Genomic DNA, 17,171 nt, shown 5'->3' with positions numbered 1-17,171 from the left:
TTAGCAAAGATACTATAAGTAATTGAGCTTAAGAAACACATTTTAAGTGAATAAAATGTTAAAAAATCGTACTTGTTGTTGTTTTTTAGGAACGTTTGTTGTTATATTTGAACTATTAAATAACAATACATTAAATAATTAGAGCCTATAGCATAACATTACTTTTAAACATTTAACCCCCAACAAAGCAAGGAAGTATACTTCTGCGCGTTAAAAGTAATTATTATGCAATATGATATTATTTCAGATGCTACATTAGTTAGTAGTTATATAAAAGGTGAAGAGAGTGCCTTAGAGACACTTATAGTTAGGCACAAACAAAAAGTTTACAGTTTTATTTATTCTAAAGTTTACGATAGAGATGTCGCTGAAGATATTTTTCAGGACACCTTTATTAAAGTTATACGTACGCTTAAGCGTGGTAGTTATAATGAGGAAGGTAAATTTTTACCATGGGTTATGCGTATTTCTCATAACTTAGTTATTGATTACTTTAGGAAAAACAATAGAATGCCTAAGTTTGATAATGCTGGAGAGTTTAGTATTTTCTCAGTATTAAGTGATGATAGTTTAAATGCAGAAAAAAGCATTATTAAGGAACAAGTCGAAAATGATGTAAGACGTTTGGTAGATGAGTTACCAGAAGATCAAAAAGAAGTTTTGTTAATGCGTATTTATAATGATATGAGTTTTAAAGAGATATCAGATAGAACTGGAGTTAGTATTAATACGGCTTTGGGAAGAATGCGTTATGCGTTAATTAATTTAAGAAAGATAATTGATAAACATAATATTGTTTTAACAAACTAGTGCAATAAAGCTATTTTTGCTGCGTTATTGAATTAATACTAAATTATAACGTAATAAAATATGGCAAAAATTTACTCCGAAAAAAAATCCAATAAAAAAGTGAAAGATCTAGAACCGAAAGAAGAAACGGTTAAATTTCTTCTAAATTATTCTAAGGCTTTAAGTGTTATTAATTGTAATAAAATGAAGTTTGAAGCGCTTCTAAATTAAGTTTCTAAAAAGTCCTAATAAATTTTATTAGGACTTTTTTTGTTTTTTATATTCATTAATTATGGTTTGTCTGCCAATAGTTCGTGTAATAATATCTTTATTTAAGTCCCAGCTTCGAGCAGGAGAATACTCCCTTCCATACCAAATAATTTGTAGATGTAAATCATTCCATAAATATTTAGGAAATAATCGTTTAGCATCCTTTTCTGTTTGAGTTACATTTTTTCCATTACTTAAATTCCATCGATACATTAATCTGTGTATATGAGTATCTACAGGGAATGCAGGAACCCCAAAAGCTTGAGACATAACAACACTAGCAGTTTTATGTCCTACAGCTGGTAGTTCTTCTAATAATTCAAAACTTTGAGGAACTTCACCGTTGTGCTTTTCAATAAGTATTTTAGATAGCCCATAAATTCCCTTGCTTTTCATAGGTGATAAACCACAAGGCCTTATAATTTCTTTTATTTCTTCGACAGATAATTTTACCATATCATACGGGTTATCAGCTTTAGCAAAAAGCAAAGGTGTAATTTTGTTTACACGAACATCTGTACATTGAGCAGATAATAGTACAGCGACGAGTAATGTGTATGGGTCTTTGTGATCTAATGGAATAGGGATAGTAGGGTAAAGTTCTTTTAAGGTGTTTATAACAAAATTAACTTTCTCTGTTTTAGTCATAAATTGTACTTTTGGTGGAAAAATCAAAGTTAAGATTATGAAATGAGCATAGCTAATATTTTTTTAAGGACTATAAGATTATTTATTACGCAAATTACATTTGATTAACTTTTAAAATAAAATAAACAAATGAATACATTAAAACAAGGCGATGCTGTGCCTAATTTTTCTTCTAAAGATGAACAAGGGAATATTATTTCTTTAAGTGATTATAAAGGTAAGAAGCTAGTGGTGTTTTTTTATCCTAAAGCAAATACACCTGGCTGTACTACAGAAGCTTGTAATTTAAGAGATAATTATGAAATCTTACAATCTGAAGGGTATGAGCTGTTGGGTGTAAGTGCAGACTCAGAGAAAAAGCAGGCTAATTTTAAAAAGAAATATGAATTCCCTTTTCCTCTTTTAGCAGATGAAGATAAAAGGGTAATTAATGCTTTTGGTGTATGGGGATTAAAAAAGTTTATGGGTAGAGAGTATGATGGTATTCACAGAAAGACTTTTTTAATAGATGAAAATGGTATCGTTATACGTGTAATTGATAAAGTAAAAACAAAAGATCATGCTGCTCAGATATTAGAATAATAAAAAAAAGAGGCTATTGTGTTGTAAATAGCCTCTTTTTTATGTAAAATTTTATGTGTTTATTTTTTATTTCTGCTTAAAGTTAATGGTTTTCTGGTATATCCAAATAAACGATAATCTTTAATTAAATCTGAGGTTCCTTCAGGTACCATTTCTTCCCAACCGTGGTCTCCGTTAGAAATCATATTTAATATTTCTCTTGAGAAGATGTTCATGATGCTTTTATCGTAATCTTCAATATCAATTACTTTTCCGTTATATTTAAAGAATTTATATAACTCTTTCATACGCGGATAAACTTTTAAATTCTCGCTTGTGATTAATTCTCCAGTTTTAGGATCAAGCATAGGGTATAAGTATACTTTTAAATCTTTGAAGAATAATTTCCCAAAAGCTTCTAAAATACCTCCACTTATGTGGCGATAATATTTTTCGTCAAAAATATCTACCAGATTGCTAACTCCCATAGCTAATCCCATTCTGGCTTTAGTGTAATTGGAGAAATATTCAACAACCTTATAATATTCTTGGTAGTTAGATATCATTACTGAATGTCCAAGGGAACATAATAAATCAGCTCTATCTATAAAATCTTGTTCATCAATTTCGCCCTCTGCTCTTAGGTTAGATAATGTTATTTCAAATACAACAACAGTTTTATCTGGGTCTACCTTGTTTTCTTTTATAAACATGTCATATGATTTCTCATACATAGCCATGTTTACTTTGGTAACAGGTCTAAAGCTACCGCGAAGCGCTAGAATGTTTTTTTTGTAAAGAAACTTTGCAGGTAATATATTGGTGCCATCTGGACCAAATATTACAGCATCTGTCATACCGTTTTTAACCAATTGTAAACTCATTAATCTGTTGTCTACATTTTTAAAAACTGGACCAGAAAAATTTATAGTATCAATTTCTATTTGATCATTATCTAAGTGATCGTATAGATACCTTAATAGTTTTTTAGGTTTATTATATTTATAAAAAGCACCGTAAATTAAATTGGTACCTAAAGCACCTAGTGTTTCTTGTTGTAAACGAGCATCGGTTTCTTTGAAGCGTACGTGTAAAATAATTTCATTATAATCGCCTGTTGCTTCTACTTGATATTTTATTCCAACCCATCCATGACCTTTAAACTGTTTTGCAAAATCAATAGTAGCAACAGTATTGGCGTAGGTGAAAAATATTTTATTTGGGTTTTTTTCACGTGTTAACCTATTCTCCATGAGGTTCATTTCATGAATAAGCATTTTTCGTAAACGAGCTTCAGTTACATAGCGTCCATCATCTTCTGTTCCATAAATGGCATCACTAAAGTCTTTGTCGTACGCTGACATTGCCTTGGCAATTGTACCAGAAGCACCACCAGCTCTAAAAAAATGTCTACAAGTTTCTTGGCCTGCACCAATTTCAGCAAACGTTCCGTAAATATTCTCGTTTAAGTTTATACGAAGCGCTTTAGATTTTAATGATGGGATATCATCAAATTTTTTGTCACCTTTAATGGTAATATTCATACTAATAATAGGTTATGTCTTATGTTTACAAAGGTATTAAATAAGTATAGTAAACAAAAAAATAAGCTTATTTTTGTTGAAAAATTAAGGCTATTGAAAGTTACTTTTCTTGGTACAGGCACATCTCAAGGTATTCCGGTTATAGGAAGTAATCATCCTGTTTGTTTAAGTAAAGATTTTAGAGATAAACGATTACGTGTTTCTATTCTGGTAGAATGGAAAGATTATACTTATGTAATTGATTGTGGACCAGATTTTAGATACCAAATGCTAAGAGCTAAATGTGAGAAAATCAACGGTATTTTGTTTACTCATGAACATTCAGACCATGTTTTAGGGTTAGATGATATAAGACCTTTCTATTTTAAACAGGGTGACATTTCCATTTACGCACATAAACGTGTTTTAAAATCATTACATAAAAGATTTGATTATGTTTTTGCGACCGAGAATAAATATCCTGGAGCTCCAACAGTAATTGAGAATATAATAAAGAATAAACCTTTTAAGTTAAATAACATGGAAGTTATTCCAATAAAGGGATTACATGATGAATTGCAAGTTTTTGGGTTTAGGTTCAATGATTTTGCATATTTAACAGATATGAAAACTGTTAAAAAGAAAGAGGTAGAAAAACTAAAAGGTGTTAAGGTGTTGGTTGTTAATGCATTACGAATGAAAGAACATCGTTCGCATTTTAATTTAGAAGAAGCATTACAGTTTATTAACAAAGTAAATCCAGATATGGCTTACCTAACACATATTAGCCATTTATTAGGATTTCATGAAGAAGTAGAGAAAATGTTACCAAAAAATGTATTTTTGGCCTACGATGGTTTACAGATAATAGTATAAATTAAAAAAAAATGAAGCAAAGAATTTTTATGTACTTATTTGTGTTTTCAATATTGTTGGTTTTATTCCAGTATGTGAATGCGAAGAGAGTATTTGAAGATATGGATAATAAATTGGTAGGATATAAAGTCCAATTAAAAAAATATAAAGATTCTGTAGAAGTATTACAAGATGATATATTAGAAGTTTCTCATTTTAATTTAAATAGAAATGAAGATGCCATTAGTTATTTTGAAAAAGATGGTTATAAAATTGATGAGCTGATGCCTTTTATAAAAGATGAACTTTATAAGTTAAATGAAATTAAAGGCGAACATCCAATGATCCCTTATGCTTCTAGTGAAGGTAGAAAAATGCTGATTAATACTGTGAAAATGTTAAATCATAAATGGATTATAGCAGATTTCTCTGATGGTGAATTCTGGGGAGAGATTTTTTTAACTTATGAAATAACAGAAAATAAAGAATTGAAATTTAAATTAAAAGAATATTTCTTATATCCTCTTGCCAAGTAGTGTGTGTTTATATAATTATTTGATTTTATAAGCAATTCCCTTTTGTTTTTTTATTTCGCCTATATATGAATATTCATAAGAGTATGAAGAATCTGTTGTGGTTAGTATTTTCAAATGAATATCTTTTTGTTCTGCCATATTTTTAGGGTTAATCGTTTTAAAAATAACTTCACAATCATTTATCCATCTTAATTGAGATGAATCTATTTTATTATTATAGGTTTCAATTTGTAATTTTTCACTTCGTTTAAAAGTTGTTTTAAATAATTGGTCATTTATAGTTACTTCACTATAAAAGTTTCCTGTTTTATAATCTTTACAATTACGAGTTATTTCGTAACAATTAAAAAAAACTAAAAAGGGTAATAAATATATAAGTTTCATAAATACATTATTAAACGACAAAGCTACTAAAGAATATAATTAATTCTGATAATTTTTAAAACTTCCGTCAGAATAAAAAATAACGATCTGTTCGATAGTTTTGTTATTTTTAATTTTAGTATTTATTTTTTCATTCATGACAGGGAAAGGAAGTTGCAATTCCTGTTTTGTTTCTTCTTTTATTTTATCTTTTTCAAGAGATTTTTGCTTAGAAGGAAATTCTCCTTTACCATTAAAAAGCCAATAGAGGTTAACATCTGGATATGTTGAAAGTATTTTTAAAACAAAGTCTAAACTAGGTTTGTTTCTTCCTGATAAGATATGAGAAATACTTGAGCGTTGTACACCAATTTTTTCAGCAAAAGAAGAAGCTGATTCCTCATAGTAATCCATTACTTTTTGCAGTCTTTTAGTAAAATCGTCAATGTTTAACATTGTAAACAAGTGTTATTGTTGTGAATTGTAAACTTAGGCAATAAATTGAATAAAAACTAATCACATGCTGTATATATAGAGTTATTTAAAGTAAATTATAGTCGTTTATACTATTTTTAATCAAATAAACACTTTAATTAATAACACATAATTAATTAGTTTATAGTTATTTATATATTAAATTTATAATTTATTGAATTTTGATAAAGAATGATAGATTAAATCTATTGTTAGGTATTTTTAATGTAAACAATAAGCTTATTACCGTTGTAAACATAAGATGTTTTTCCATAAATATTTCAGATACTATAAGAAATTAGAAAGACAGTTATTAAAACAGGCTCCGAAATCGTGATTAATTTCTTTAGAGTACTGTAAAGAAGTAACTTGTATATTATACATATTGTTTACATATGTAACAGTTTGTCAACAACCTTTAATTTATTTTAAAAGCATATAGCTTTATAGTCTCTTTTATAACTACTACAAGCTTTTAAATACTTTTACACAACACTTATTTGACTATACATAGCTACTTTTTAGACTAAATATCGTATGTTTGCTAACTAAGTACACTTATAAAATCTTTCCTTAAGATATTCTTATAAAAATAGCTACTTACGTATGGATTTTTTAATTGTTTACAAATGTAAACTATATAATAAAAAAACAATGCAAATAGAAGAATTAAAATCCCTTTTTTTAAAACATAAAGAGACTAGCTTATTTCATCGTTATATAACTAATAAGCATATAAAACCATTATTAAATAATTTAAGTAAACACCTTACGATAGAAACTATAGGAAAATCTGTTTTAAAAGATTCTATTTATGGACTAAAAATTGGAAACGGAGATAAAAGAATTTTAATATGGTCTCAAATGCATGGAAATGAATCTACAACTACCAAGGCTTTGTTTGATCTCTTAAATACACTTTTAGATAAAAGTACAGAGACAAAAGATATATTAAGCAGTTGTACGCTTTATATTATACCTATATTAAACCCAGATGGAGCACAGGCTTATACACGTATAAATGCTAATAAAGTTGATTTAAATAGGGACGCGCAAAATTTATCTCAACCAGAAAGCAAGGTTTTAAGAACTGTTTTTGAAAGTTTTAAACCTCATTTTTGTTATAATTTACACGGACAACGTACTATTTTTAGCGCAGGAAATACGAGAAAAATTGCTACAGTATCATTTTTGGCACCTGCTCAGGATAAGGATTGTACAATAACGCCTACTAGAAAGGTGGCTATGGAGGTTATTGGGGTAATGAACGATGCTTTGCAGTCTATTATACCTAATCAAGTAGGGGTATATGATGATGCGTTTAATTTAAACTGCGTAGGAGATACGTTTCAGAGCGAAAATGTACCAACAATTTTATTTGAAGCTGGTCATTCTTATAATGATTATGAGCGTGAAAATACTCGTGAGCTTATATATATATCATACATAACATCTTTAAATTATATTGCTAATACATCTATTATTGATGGCAGTAAATATGAATCTTATTTTAAAATACCAGAAAATGGTAAATGTTTTTTTGATATTATTATAAGAAATGCTAAAACTAAAGATTATTCTAAGATAGATATAGGTATTTTATACGAGGAACGGTTAGTCGATGGTAAAATTGAATTTATTCCAAAAATTAACAAAATTGAAAATTTAAATGGGTTTTATGGCCATAAAGAAATAGAAGCTAATGGTTTTGAAATCTTTGATGCTAATAAACAATGTTTGAAAGTTGGTAGCGAAAACGTTTTCGTGATGTTAAATAATAATGAAATATCATTATTATCGAAATAAAACGTATCGATTGTTTATTATTATTGACGAAAATGTATTAATTTTGGGCTTTATTTAAGAATAGTTAATTATGGGAAAAATAAAATTAGACGAAATCGATCATCAAATTCTTGATATGTTGATTGATAACACAAGAATTCCATTTACAGATATAGCAAAAAAATTGTTGATTTCTGCCGGTACAGTTCATGTACGTGTTAAAAAAATGGAAGAGTCAGGAATTATAAAAGGGTCTTCACTAATGTTAGACTACAAAAAGCTTGGTTATTCATTTATTGCATACGTTGGTGTGTATTTGAATAATACCTCTCAGACAAAGTTTGTATTAGAGCGCATTAATGAAATACCTTATGTTACAGTTGCTCATATTACAACTGGAAAATTTAACATTTTTTGTAAAATTAGAGCAAGAAGTACAGAACATGCTAAAGAGGTAATCTTTTTATTAGATGACATAGAGGGAGTTTATAGAACTGAAACAATGATTTCTCTTGAAGAAAGTATTAATGATAAAAAACGCTTAATGCATTCCATATTTAGTGACATGTAGTGTAGTAAGTACAGTAATTCATTTTACAATATTAAAAAAGCCCTCATATAAGCAGTCATGGTCGGAAGATTTTTTCTTCCGACTTTTTATTTTATGTTGGGCAATATTTTAGTTTTAATTATTTGATTATCAGTTAATTACTTTGTTTTTGTGATGTATTTTTCGTATCTTATTATCTGATAATCAATATATCATGTCAGTATTTAAAGATCACAAAATTTCTGTAAGTCAATTATTAGGTGTTATACCAGAGGCGCTTTTGTCCAAATTATCATTAACTACAAAAGTCGATTACTACACCAAGGTTCTTCATGGCAAAAAAATGTTCTATTTGGTTCTGACCATAAAAATGGGAAGAAATCTGTTAAATACAGTATGGCTTTTGATGGTTTGTTACCTTGCCATTCAGAGGTGTTCACCAGGGCGGAGTATTCCAGTGAAGATATGGCTCTGCCCGAGGCTATAATGAATCATGTAAAGCAAGAAACACATCATCAGAATATCTATGTCATTGATAGAGGACTTCAATCTACAAGAACAATGAACTCATTTACTGATGATGCTGTTACTTTTATTGCCAGAGCAAAGGAAAACCGAAAACATGTAGAGTTACAATCTTTAGTCAGGCAAGCTCAAGATTCAGATTTAGGAGAATTAACTCTTATCAAAGATAGTAAAGTGCAACTTTACACAGGAAAAGCCATCCATAACAAAAAAGGAAATATTCATTACAGAGAAGAGTTGATAGAAACCCCTTTTCGTTTAATTATAGCGAAAACAATAACAGACGATCCAAAAGAATTTTGGTTCATTACCAATGATTTTGATTTATCTGCTAAACAAGTAGCCCAAGCTTATAGAAGGCGTTGGGATATTGAGGTCTTTTTTCGTTTTATAAAGCAAGAAATCAATGTAAATCATTTAGTGTCATTAAATAAAAATGGAATAGAGGTTATGCTATACATGACCTTAATCGTGGCCATGTTAATCTTAATCTATAAAAAAGCCAACCAAATAGGTTATAAAACTGCTAAAAGAAGATTTAAAATGGAACTCAGAAATTTAGCTATTGCTATGATTGTTGTAGATTGTGATGGAAACTTAAACCATTTTGAGACTTAAAAAATGGTCGGAATTTCTTCCGACCATGACTGCTCATATAAGGGCTTTTTTAATATTGTAATTTTAAGAAAAAATTAAGACTTAATTTTTCTTAAAATAAAACGGTTAAACCTATAAAGTGTTGGCATTGGATCCTTTATTGAGTATTTTAAAGGTGTGTTTTTCAAAATAAAATTAAACTTGAATAGATTACTTTTATTGTTTTTGATACTTTTTATTAAGCCCTTCATATTTAAATATTTTATAAAATTATATTTAGGGATATCAAAATTATAATTCAAGCTAGCGGCACAATATAAATATGGGAAATTTACTCCAGCAAGTAAAGAAGCTTCTACAGATCCCCAAAACCTAGGGTTTACTTCAATAATTTTAAACTCATTAGTGTTTTTATCATATCTCATATCAATATGAGCTACTCCAGACCAATTTAATGTTTTCATGAGTTGCTTAATAATTCCATATAAAACATCTTCTTTTAAAAATTCTATACCATATTGTGGCTCAAATTTACTAACGCCGTGCATATTGGCTTTTTGTATAGTATAAGCTTTTATTTCTCCATTTTTACATAGAACACTACAATCAATATCATAACCTTCTACATAATCTTGTGCAAGATATGTACAGTTAAATTTATCTGAATTAAGGAATTCTGTAAACTCTTTTTCATCTTTATATACATATATACCAAGCCCGCCACCAATACCTTCTACTGGCTTTACAAGTACAGGGTATCTAATTTCCTTTATATCAAAAGGAATATTTTTTTCTATTATTTTACTTTTAGGATAAGGTAAATTGTTTTTTTCTAAGAGTTTTGTTAAGTTACCTTTATTATTTGCTATATTGAAATTAGCGTAAGATGGTAATAATGCTAGTTTATCAATTGAATTAATTAAGTTTTTGTGCTTTAAAATTATACCAATACTATCTTCGAAAATTGGTAATATTAAGTCTATATTGTACTTTTCTACCTCTTTATTTATATTATCTATTAAATCTGTTTCAGAATCTGTTTTTGGGTAATAAGAAAATTTATCAACATTCTTAGAATGCTTCATAGGAATGTCCTTATCATTGGACATAACATGAATTTTAATTCCTCTTGCTTCTGATAAGCAATTTAATACTATCATTAAAACAGGTGCTTCACCATCAGGGATTAAAATGGATATTTTTCTATCTATCATTATTTAATGTTTACGTATTCATAATGTAGGATTTTTTTTATTTTATTAAGGGCTGATTTTTTGAAATATCTATAATAAAGTTTAAATGATCAAAAAAAGTCTTTTAACTAGCTAACTTCTTCTTTTAAAAGCACAATTGATGATAAAAAAGGGTTTATTAAGTTGTAAAATGAAAAATTATTAAATCATTTAAAGCGTATAAAAGTGTTTAAAAATGATTTTTTGAAGAAAAAAAATGAAGTGATTTTTTGTATTTTATGTTGATTAAAGTGATTAAAGGTGAGTTTAAAGATTTTATTTTTTTAGTGTTATTATATGTAGCATATTTAAACTAAATTTTAGAATAAAAATCACTTATTAAGTCTGTTATGGTATTTAATTCTTTAGAGTTCTTCATTTTTCTTATAACTATTTTTATATTTTATTGGTTTTTTTTTAAGAAATATGTTAAGTCTCAAAATATCCTTTTACTTATTTCAAGTTACGTATTTTATGGCTGGTGGGATTGGAGGTTTCTTTCTTTAATAATGTTGAGTACAATTGTAGATTATTTTGTTGGAATAATGATAGATTCCAATGAGACAACGTTTAAAAGAAAACAATGGCTTTGGGTAAGCGTTTTATTTAATGTAGGTCTTTTAGGTTTTTTTAAATATTATAATTTTTTTGTTGACTCCTGGGTAGATATGTTTTCTGCGATTGGATATAATATGAATAGTGTATGGACATTAAAGATTATTCTTCCTGTTGGTATTTCTTTTTACACATTTCAAACTATGTCTTATTCTTTTGATATCTATTATAGAAGACTTAAGCCTACTAGAGATTTTTTATCTTTTGCAACATTTGTTAGTTTCTTTCCCCAATTAGTAGCTGGTCCTATTGAACGGGCATCTAATTTACTGCCTCAAATTAATAAAAAAAGAATATTTAATTATGATCAATCTGTTGGTGGTTTAAAATTAATACTTTGGGGTTTATTCAAGAAGGTAGTTATAGCTGATGCTTTAGCTCCAATAGTAGATGATATTTTTTCTAATTATACATCCTACCCAGCTTCTAGTCTTATTTTAGGAGTAACATTGTTTAGTTTTCAGGTGTATGGTGATTTTAGTGGATATTCAGATATAGCTATAGGTACAGCAAAATTATTTGGAATAGAATTAATGTCAAATTTTAAATTTCCAGTTTTTTCTAGAAATGTAGCGGAGTATTGGCAGCGTTGGCATGTATCACTTTCAACATGGTTTAGACATTATATTTATATTCCATTAGGAGGCTCAAGAGTTAGTAAGTTGAAATCTGTTAGAAATATTATTATTATTTTCTTAGTTAGTGGTTTTTGGCATGGTGCGAATTGGACTTTTATTTTTTGGGGAGCTTTTCATGCTTTAGTATTTATTCCTGTATTTTTAATGGGAAGAAATACTATATATAAAAATAGTGTAGTAGGTGAGAACTCTTATTTTCCTTCATTAATAGAAGTAGGGCAGATGCTATTTACTTTTTCAATAGTAACTTTTTCAAGAATATTTTTTAGATCTGAATCGATTACTGATGCTTTTGGGTTTATAAAAAGAATTTTAAGTGATTTTTCTTATAAATCATACTGTCATCCTATGGGGTATCGCATGATTGATTATTATATTCTTATTATAGTTTTTGTTTTATACGAATATCGTATTAGAAAGGATGAGCGCTCTCCATTTAAGTTTAAGTCTAAAATAGTTAGATTTATTATTTATACTATAGTAATTCTTGGAATGCTTTTGTTTTATGATAGTAATATTGATAGGTCATTTATTTATTTTCAATTTTAAGAAAGATGAAAAAGATAATTATAAAAAGTGCTTTGTATATCATTTTGATTTTAATTTCATTAGAATTTATTGTGCGTGTCTTCCACTTAAATAAGGATAATCCATCACGATTTGTTGACGAATATAAAGTTGAAAAATGGATACCCAATCAAGAAGGATATTCTGTTACAGGAAATAGGCGTCAAAATTTCTCAAAGTTTTATATAAACAGTTTTGGATATAATTCTTATAGGGAGTTTACACCATCTAAGGATAAAATTGAATTAGCATTAGTAGGAGATTCATTTATTGAAGGTTTTCATCAAAATTATTATAATTCGATAGGTAAAAAAATAGAAGATAAATTAGTCGACACCGAGGTTTATGAATATGGATATGCAGGATATGATTTAGCGGATCAATTACATTTAATTTATGCGTATAAAGAAACATTTGATTTAATAGACCATGTTGTTTTGGGTTTAAAATTTAAAAATGACTTAAATAGGGGAGAGTATCATGTTGTACAAGATAGAATGCACTTAGAATCTCCATTGTACAAAAAAGCACGTCGAATAAAGTTATTAGTTTATGCTCAAAACATAGGAGTATTAGCGCCTTTATGGAAATTAGCAGGACGTTTGGCTTCAATAGGAAAAAAGAAAAAGCCTTATGTGCATCAAAAAAAAGAAACTAAACAAGATCTTGAAATCAAGCATGCAACTTATATTAAAAATTTTCAAAATCTAATAGATATATATGGTTTTGATAAAGAGCGATTTATGCTTCTTATAGATAAGGGAATTACTCCCCAAGTATTTTTAAATTATTTGGATGATAATAATTTTAAATATATAGATTTTTCTCAAAGTTTTAATGAATCAAAAAAACCTACGACATTAATTTACGATAGGCATTGGAATAACCATGGTAGAAATTTGGTTGCAGGTGTTATTTATAACTATATAAAAGATGAAAAAACGAAAACTGATTAACCTCTATACAGCGGGAAAAAGGTAGATTCTTGATTTTTAGTTTTTTCTTTTACTAGTTTGTCATAAACGGATTGATTTACTATATGTCTCCATATTTTAAACGATTTAAAATCTTTAGAGAAAGAAGATTTAAACCTAAATAATTCATCATTATTATTACCAAGCCCTCCTCCTAAATTAAAATAAGTATAGTTTTCTTTTGTACCTCGAATACGCATTTCGTCAATAAGTAAGCGTATTGGTGATAGGTTTAAGAAAGAAGATTTAGTTCCAGAAAGATGATATTGAATGATGTTATTAGTTTTGATCATCATTGCTGCAGATATTATTTTATTGGTTTCTTTATTTATTGCAAATAAAACATCTGTTTCATAATCTGTACTATTAATTAATTTATGAAAATATTCTTCTGTGAAATAATATTTTTCTTCTGCATTTACTCGATCCATATTTTCATAATATAGATTTATAAATTCAACAATATCTTTTTTGTCTCTACTTATTTTTATCTCTAAATGTTTATTTGCTTTATTTAAATACCTTTTTGTAGTTTTAGAAAAATCTGTACGTTGAGCATCTAAGTCTTTGGTAACATCTACATTAACTACGTTTCCAATTGTTACAACTTCTCCAAGGTTATTTAGTATGTTTTCTTGATTATTAATAAAAGGGTTTAGCCTAGAGAAAACAGATACTATTTTATGCTCTTCAAAAAAAGCATTTAATTCCTTAAGTAAGTTTGTGTTATCAAAAGAAGGATCAATGTTTTTTTGTATAGGTCCTGAATATCCATAAACAGATGTTATGTCACAATATTCGGTACCTTCAATTTTTCTTATAATTATTGGTAAGCAAATTATTTTGTCTTCTTCTATATATTTTAATAAAACAGCTTTTTCATCCTTTTCCTTTGATAAATTATGATAATCATAGGTATGGTAGAAATCGTAGTTTTTTACACTGTCAAGAGCTTCTACCCAATCTTCTTTTGATGATATTACATCAAATGAGGAAGTCTTTTTTTTTTCATTATTGAGTCTATATACAGGAAAAAAAGTATTTGTGTCTTTCATTAAATTATCAATATGGCTACATTTATATTTTACTTGCTTAATTAAATCATTATAAACTTTATTATTTATAATTTTTCTTCCTGTAAAAAACGGAATATCAATATCTTTAGGAAAAAATGATTTCTTGCTTTTATACAGTCCATCTCCATCTTTTAAGCCGCCCCCTAATATATAATATTTGAAGTTATTTACTACAGCCCATTTAATAATTCTTACTCTTAAGTAATCATTAGGTCTAGAATAAAAATAATCAGCGTCAGTACCTCCTAAAAAAGCGAATAATGTATTATTGTTTTTTATTATTAATTCTGTTGAAATAGGAGTTTCTCCAAGGTAAACTATGGCTATTAAGAATTGATTTATATTGTTTTTAATCAGACTTTTAAAATAATCCAATGAGAAATAGTATATAGTTTTTGCATTATTTCGTACCATCGTTTTTGTGTAAATATCAAAAAATATTTGAATGGCATCATTGGTTATCATTTCTCTACAGAAAATTTTAATACTTAGGTTATACGATGTTGCTTTACGATAATTGTTTCTAACTTTAGGTAAGAAAGCATTCCATTGATCCTCGAAATTATCACTAAGTACGCCTTTTACATTTAAAAGTGAAGTTAATAATAAACCGGAATATCCTAATTGGTTATTATTTAAACTAAATCTTGTAAATTCAGTAATTACATTATTATTTTTATACCAAGTATCAACAGCTTTCCAGAATTTTTTTAAATCTAGCTCAGTAATTAAATCACTGTTATGTAAAGGGCCACTATACCCATAAGGGGTAATGGCATCGTAATAATCTAATTTTTTTTCATTTAAAACAATTGGCATTAAAACAATTGGCATTAAAACTTTTGGAGTACCATTAATTTTTAATAAAAAATATTTTAATAAATTTAAATCTTTTTTAAAATACTTTAAGTGATCATAAGCATAATAAATATTATTATCCCAATTTTTTTCTAATAGCGTATTGTATTTTTTGATATCAGATTCATTGCCTAGGTCATTGACTTCTAATGTGTAATCTTTTTGAATGAACATTTTAACTTCTTTTAAATCATTAAATATGATTTTTGATAACACTTTTGAAAGCCAGATAATTCTTCCGCAATGCTCAATATGCCATACAGCTCTATTTTCTATAACATTACCAGCAAGCAATGGTCCCATTATATGTAAATTTTTTCTAGTTTCTAGTGCTTCGTTTACATAAAATCCAATTTTTGATTTATTTGGTACGCAATACTTCTTTTTAATTAAGTTTTTATGAAGTTGGGGTATATCTTCATGATTTAAATTTTTGCTTCCAACACAATTAATAACTATATGAAAGTGTTTATTGTGAAGTTTTTCTTTTTTAGCTAATGAATCTAAATATAGTAAGCTGTAGTTTTCTGAATTATCACATTGCATATTGCTAAAGCGTCCAGAAATATGCTCAAATCTATTTTCGGCTTCTAATTGGTTTACATTATTTGTGTAATGTTCTCCTGCACAACGTTGTCTTTTGCCTATTTCGTTTCCATATTTATAAGCAAATATTTCAAGTTCTTTAGTGTCAAGTTTATTAAGTAATACTCCAAAAGATTTTGAAATAATATTAACTGTCGATGCTGGACCTAATTTAATTTTATCTGCAACATCAATGTCTTTGATAGTCGCTTCGTTAATTAATTTAGCGGTTAATTTTTCTTCTTTGTTTAGTGCTTCTAAATGTTTAGGTACAAAATTCTTTTTTCGTTCTTCATCAATTACAGCATCAGGGATTCTACCTTGAGAAGATAGAAAAGTAAAATTAGTGTTGCTATAGTTTTTTTTAGCAAAATCATTAATTTTATAAATTAACTCTAGGGCACTAGCATTGGCACCAACTATGAGGATGTTTGTTGTTTTATTAATTCTTTTATCAAGGTATTTATTAATTTTGTTTAAAACAATTCCTAACTCAGGTTTATAGGGGTTGTTTATAAACATTAAGTTTTCTTTCTCTATGAGTTCTTCATTTTTCCATAGTTGGTTAACAGGTAAAGAGCCTGTAGATAAAACTACTTTTTTAGAATTAATTTTAGAGCCATCGCTTAAGATTACCTTATATGAATCATTAATTTCTTCTAAATCTATAACTTCTCCTTGAATAAAGTTGGCTGTAATTAACCCCTTGTCTGTGAGTTTTTTTATTTTATCATTAATTTTTGAATTAATGTAACAACCAAAAAAACGTCTTGGGATAAAGAGTTTTTTCCATTTGTTATTACGTATAGCTTCTTCGTTATTTGTAAGCCATTTTTTAGATAGGCTACCACCTTCTTTTTTAAATTTATCTAAAAGCCATGTTTTATTCTTATTAAGCCAGTCAATAAATAAAGTTAACTCAGGCTCTATTAAAAAATTCTCTAATGATGTTATTAAAAGCGTAGAAAACCCTGATCTTGAACCATAAGGGATTCCTAGATTAAATTCAGAATACTTTTCAATTATATTTATTGATATTTTATTATTTAGACGGGTTTCATAATCAATGAGGTCTAAAAAATTTAAAATGCTGAAGGATGTTGAAATTCCTGAGCCAATAAATGTAATATTAGATGTTGTATTCTGCATA

General features: G+C 27.7%; 16 protein-coding genes. 10 read left to right on the top strand and 6 right to left on the bottom strand.

The genetic code is table 11. The features are described from left to right. Window positions 1-225 precede the first annotated feature (225 nt). Window positions 226-810, top strand: coding sequence for an RNA polymerase sigma factor (locus A8C32_RS08850; RefSeq protein WP_069830064.1), 585 nt, complete (start codon window positions 226-228; stop codon window positions 808-810). Between the two features lie 60 nt (window positions 811-870). Then, the gene (locus tag A8C32_RS20575; protein ID WP_165605813.1) at window positions 871-1,020 is read left to right on the top strand and encodes a hypothetical protein; all 150 of its coding nucleotides are present in this window, start codon (window positions 871-873) and stop codon (window positions 1,018-1,020) included. A gap of 27 nt (window positions 1,021-1,047) precedes the next feature. Here A8C32_RS20575 and A8C32_RS08845 read toward each other — a convergent pair whose 3' ends face one another. Next, window positions 1,048-1,707, bottom strand: coding sequence for an endonuclease III domain-containing protein (locus A8C32_RS08845; RefSeq protein WP_069830063.1), 660 nt, complete (start codon window positions 1,705-1,707; stop codon window positions 1,048-1,050). Between the two features lie 129 nt (window positions 1,708-1,836). Here A8C32_RS08845 and bcp point away from each other — a divergent pair, with 129 nt between their 5' ends. Beyond that, window positions 1,837-2,289: a thioredoxin-dependent thiol peroxidase gene (bcp, locus tag A8C32_RS08840; RefSeq protein WP_069830062.1), complete on the top strand. Its 453-nt coding sequence runs from the start codon at window positions 1,837-1,839 to the stop codon at window positions 2,287-2,289. Window positions 2,290-2,348: 59 nt separating this feature from the next. On the opposite strand, the gene A8C32_RS08835 is transcribed toward bcp, so the two are convergent. Continuing rightward, window positions 2,349-3,812, bottom strand: a complete 1,464-nt coding sequence (locus A8C32_RS08835; RefSeq protein ID WP_069830061.1) for a nicotinate-nucleotide adenylyltransferase — start codon at window positions 3,810-3,812, stop codon at window positions 2,349-2,351. A 93-nt stretch (window positions 3,813-3,905) separates the two neighbouring features. Between A8C32_RS08835 and A8C32_RS08830 the strand changes: the two genes are divergently transcribed. Together A8C32_RS08830 and A8C32_RS08825 are read left to right on the top strand one after the other, a co-directional pair. Then, window positions 3,906-4,667, top strand: a complete 762-nt coding sequence (locus A8C32_RS08830) for an MBL fold metallo-hydrolase (protein ID WP_069830198.1) — start codon at window positions 3,906-3,908, stop codon at window positions 4,665-4,667. Between the two features lie 11 nt (window positions 4,668-4,678). Next, entirely contained in the window at window positions 4,679-5,182 is a 504-nt protein-coding gene (locus A8C32_RS08825) for a hydrolase (RefSeq protein ID WP_069830060.1), read from the top strand. Between the two features lie 15 nt (window positions 5,183-5,197). Here A8C32_RS08825 and A8C32_RS08820 read toward each other — a convergent pair whose 3' ends face one another. Both A8C32_RS08820 and A8C32_RS08815 read right to left on the bottom strand, forming a co-directional pair. Beyond that, window positions 5,198-5,566, bottom strand: a complete 369-nt coding sequence (locus A8C32_RS08820; protein WP_069830059.1) for a DNA topoisomerase IV — start codon at window positions 5,564-5,566, stop codon at window positions 5,198-5,200. 39 nt (window positions 5,567-5,605) lie between these two features. Beyond that, window positions 5,606-6,001, bottom strand: coding sequence for a helix-turn-helix domain-containing protein (locus A8C32_RS08815; protein WP_069830058.1), 396 nt, complete (start codon window positions 5,999-6,001; stop codon window positions 5,606-5,608). 672 nt (window positions 6,002-6,673) lie between these two features. Here A8C32_RS08815 and A8C32_RS08810 point away from each other — a divergent pair. From A8C32_RS08810 to A8C32_RS08800, 3 genes are all read left to right on the top strand, one after another. Then, entirely contained in the window at window positions 6,674-7,825 is a 1,152-nt protein-coding gene (locus A8C32_RS08810; protein ID WP_069830197.1) for a M14 family metallopeptidase, read from the top strand. Between the two features lie 70 nt (window positions 7,826-7,895). Beyond that, window positions 7,896-8,375 (top strand): Lrp/AsnC family transcriptional regulator, encoded by a 480-nt coding sequence (locus tag A8C32_RS08805; RefSeq protein WP_069830057.1) that lies wholly within the window; start codon window positions 7,896-7,898, stop codon window positions 8,373-8,375. A gap of 231 nt (window positions 8,376-8,606) precedes the next feature. Further along, window positions 8,607-9,497: a transposase gene (locus A8C32_RS08800; protein WP_349267239.1), complete on the top strand. Its 891-nt coding sequence runs from the start codon at window positions 8,607-8,609 to the stop codon at window positions 9,495-9,497. 74 nt (window positions 9,498-9,571) lie between these two features. Here A8C32_RS08800 and A8C32_RS08795 read toward each other — a convergent pair whose 3' ends face one another. After that, the gene (locus tag A8C32_RS08795; RefSeq protein WP_069830056.1) at window positions 9,572-10,690 is read right to left on the bottom strand and encodes a carboxylate--amine ligase; all 1,119 of its coding nucleotides are present in this window, start codon (window positions 10,688-10,690) and stop codon (window positions 9,572-9,574) included. Window positions 10,691-11,217: 527 nt separating this feature from the next. On the opposite strand from A8C32_RS08795, the gene A8C32_RS08790 reads away from it, so the two are divergent. Both A8C32_RS08790 and A8C32_RS08785 read left to right on the top strand, forming a co-directional pair. Continuing rightward, on the top strand, window positions 11,218-12,510 hold the full coding sequence (locus tag A8C32_RS08790) for an MBOAT family O-acyltransferase (RefSeq protein WP_349267236.1): 1,293 nt from the start codon (window positions 11,218-11,220) through the stop codon (window positions 12,508-12,510). Between the two features lie 5 nt (window positions 12,511-12,515). Beyond that, window positions 12,516-13,484, top strand: coding sequence for a hypothetical protein (locus A8C32_RS08785; RefSeq protein WP_069830054.1), 969 nt, complete (start codon window positions 12,516-12,518; stop codon window positions 13,482-13,484). On the opposite strand, the gene A8C32_RS19915 is transcribed toward A8C32_RS08785, so the two are convergent. After that, window positions 13,481-17,170: a GNAT family N-acetyltransferase gene (locus tag A8C32_RS19915; protein ID WP_083253298.1), complete on the bottom strand. Its 3,690-nt coding sequence runs from the start codon at window positions 17,168-17,170 to the stop codon at window positions 13,481-13,483. The genes A8C32_RS08785 and A8C32_RS19915 overlap by 4 nt on opposite strands. Window position 17,171 lies beyond the last annotated feature (1 nt).

The organism is Flavivirga aquatica (genome assembly GCF_001747085.1).
Lineage (GTDB): Bacteria > Bacteroidota > Bacteroidia > Flavobacteriales > Flavobacteriaceae > Algibacter_C > Algibacter_C aquatica.
This window is presented reverse-complemented; position numbering and strand designations above follow the sequence as displayed.

What these genes read in the sequence shown, in the direction of transcription:
- A8C32_RS08850 (WP_069830064.1), top strand. Translation starts at nt 226, where the DNA reads ATGCAATATGATATTATTTCAGATGCTACATTAGTTAGTAGTTATATA.
- A8C32_RS20575 (WP_165605813.1), top strand. Translation starts at nt 871, where the DNA reads ATGGCAAAAATTTACTCCGAAAAAAAATCCAATAAAAAAGTGAAAGAT.
- A8C32_RS08845 (WP_069830063.1), bottom strand. Translation starts at nt 1,707, where the DNA reads ATGACTAAAACAGAGAAAGTTAATTTTGTTATAAACACCTTAAAAGAA.
- bcp (WP_069830062.1), top strand. Translation starts at nt 1,837, where the DNA reads ATGAATACATTAAAACAAGGCGATGCTGTGCCTAATTTTTCTTCTAAA.
- A8C32_RS08835 (WP_069830061.1), bottom strand. Translation starts at nt 3,812, where the DNA reads ATGAATATTACCATTAAAGGTGACAAAAAATTTGATGATATCCCATCA.
- A8C32_RS08825 (WP_069830060.1), top strand. Translation starts at nt 4,679, where the DNA reads ATGAAGCAAAGAATTTTTATGTACTTATTTGTGTTTTCAATATTGTTG.
- A8C32_RS08820 (WP_069830059.1), bottom strand. Translation starts at nt 5,566, where the DNA reads ATGAAACTTATATATTTATTACCCTTTTTAGTTTTTTTTAATTGTTAC.
- A8C32_RS08815 (WP_069830058.1), bottom strand. Translation starts at nt 6,001, where the DNA reads ATGTTAAACATTGACGATTTTACTAAAAGACTGCAAAAAGTAATGGAT.
- A8C32_RS08810 (WP_069830197.1), top strand. Translation starts at nt 6,674, where the DNA reads ATGCAAATAGAAGAATTAAAATCCCTTTTTTTAAAACATAAAGAGACT.
- A8C32_RS08805 (WP_069830057.1), top strand. Translation starts at nt 7,896, where the DNA reads ATGGGAAAAATAAAATTAGACGAAATCGATCATCAAATTCTTGATATG.
- A8C32_RS08795 (WP_069830056.1), bottom strand. Translation starts at nt 10,690, where the DNA reads ATGATAGATAGAAAAATATCCATTTTAATCCCTGATGGTGAAGCACCT.
- A8C32_RS08790 (WP_349267236.1), top strand. Translation starts at nt 11,218, where the DNA reads ATGTTGAGTACAATTGTAGATTATTTTGTTGGAATAATGATAGATTCC.
- A8C32_RS08785 (WP_069830054.1), top strand. Translation starts at nt 12,516, where the DNA reads ATGAAAAAGATAATTATAAAAAGTGCTTTGTATATCATTTTGATTTTA.
- A8C32_RS19915 (WP_083253298.1), bottom strand. Translation starts at nt 17,170, where the DNA reads ATGCAGAATACAACATCTAATATTACATTTATTGGCTCAGGAATTTCA.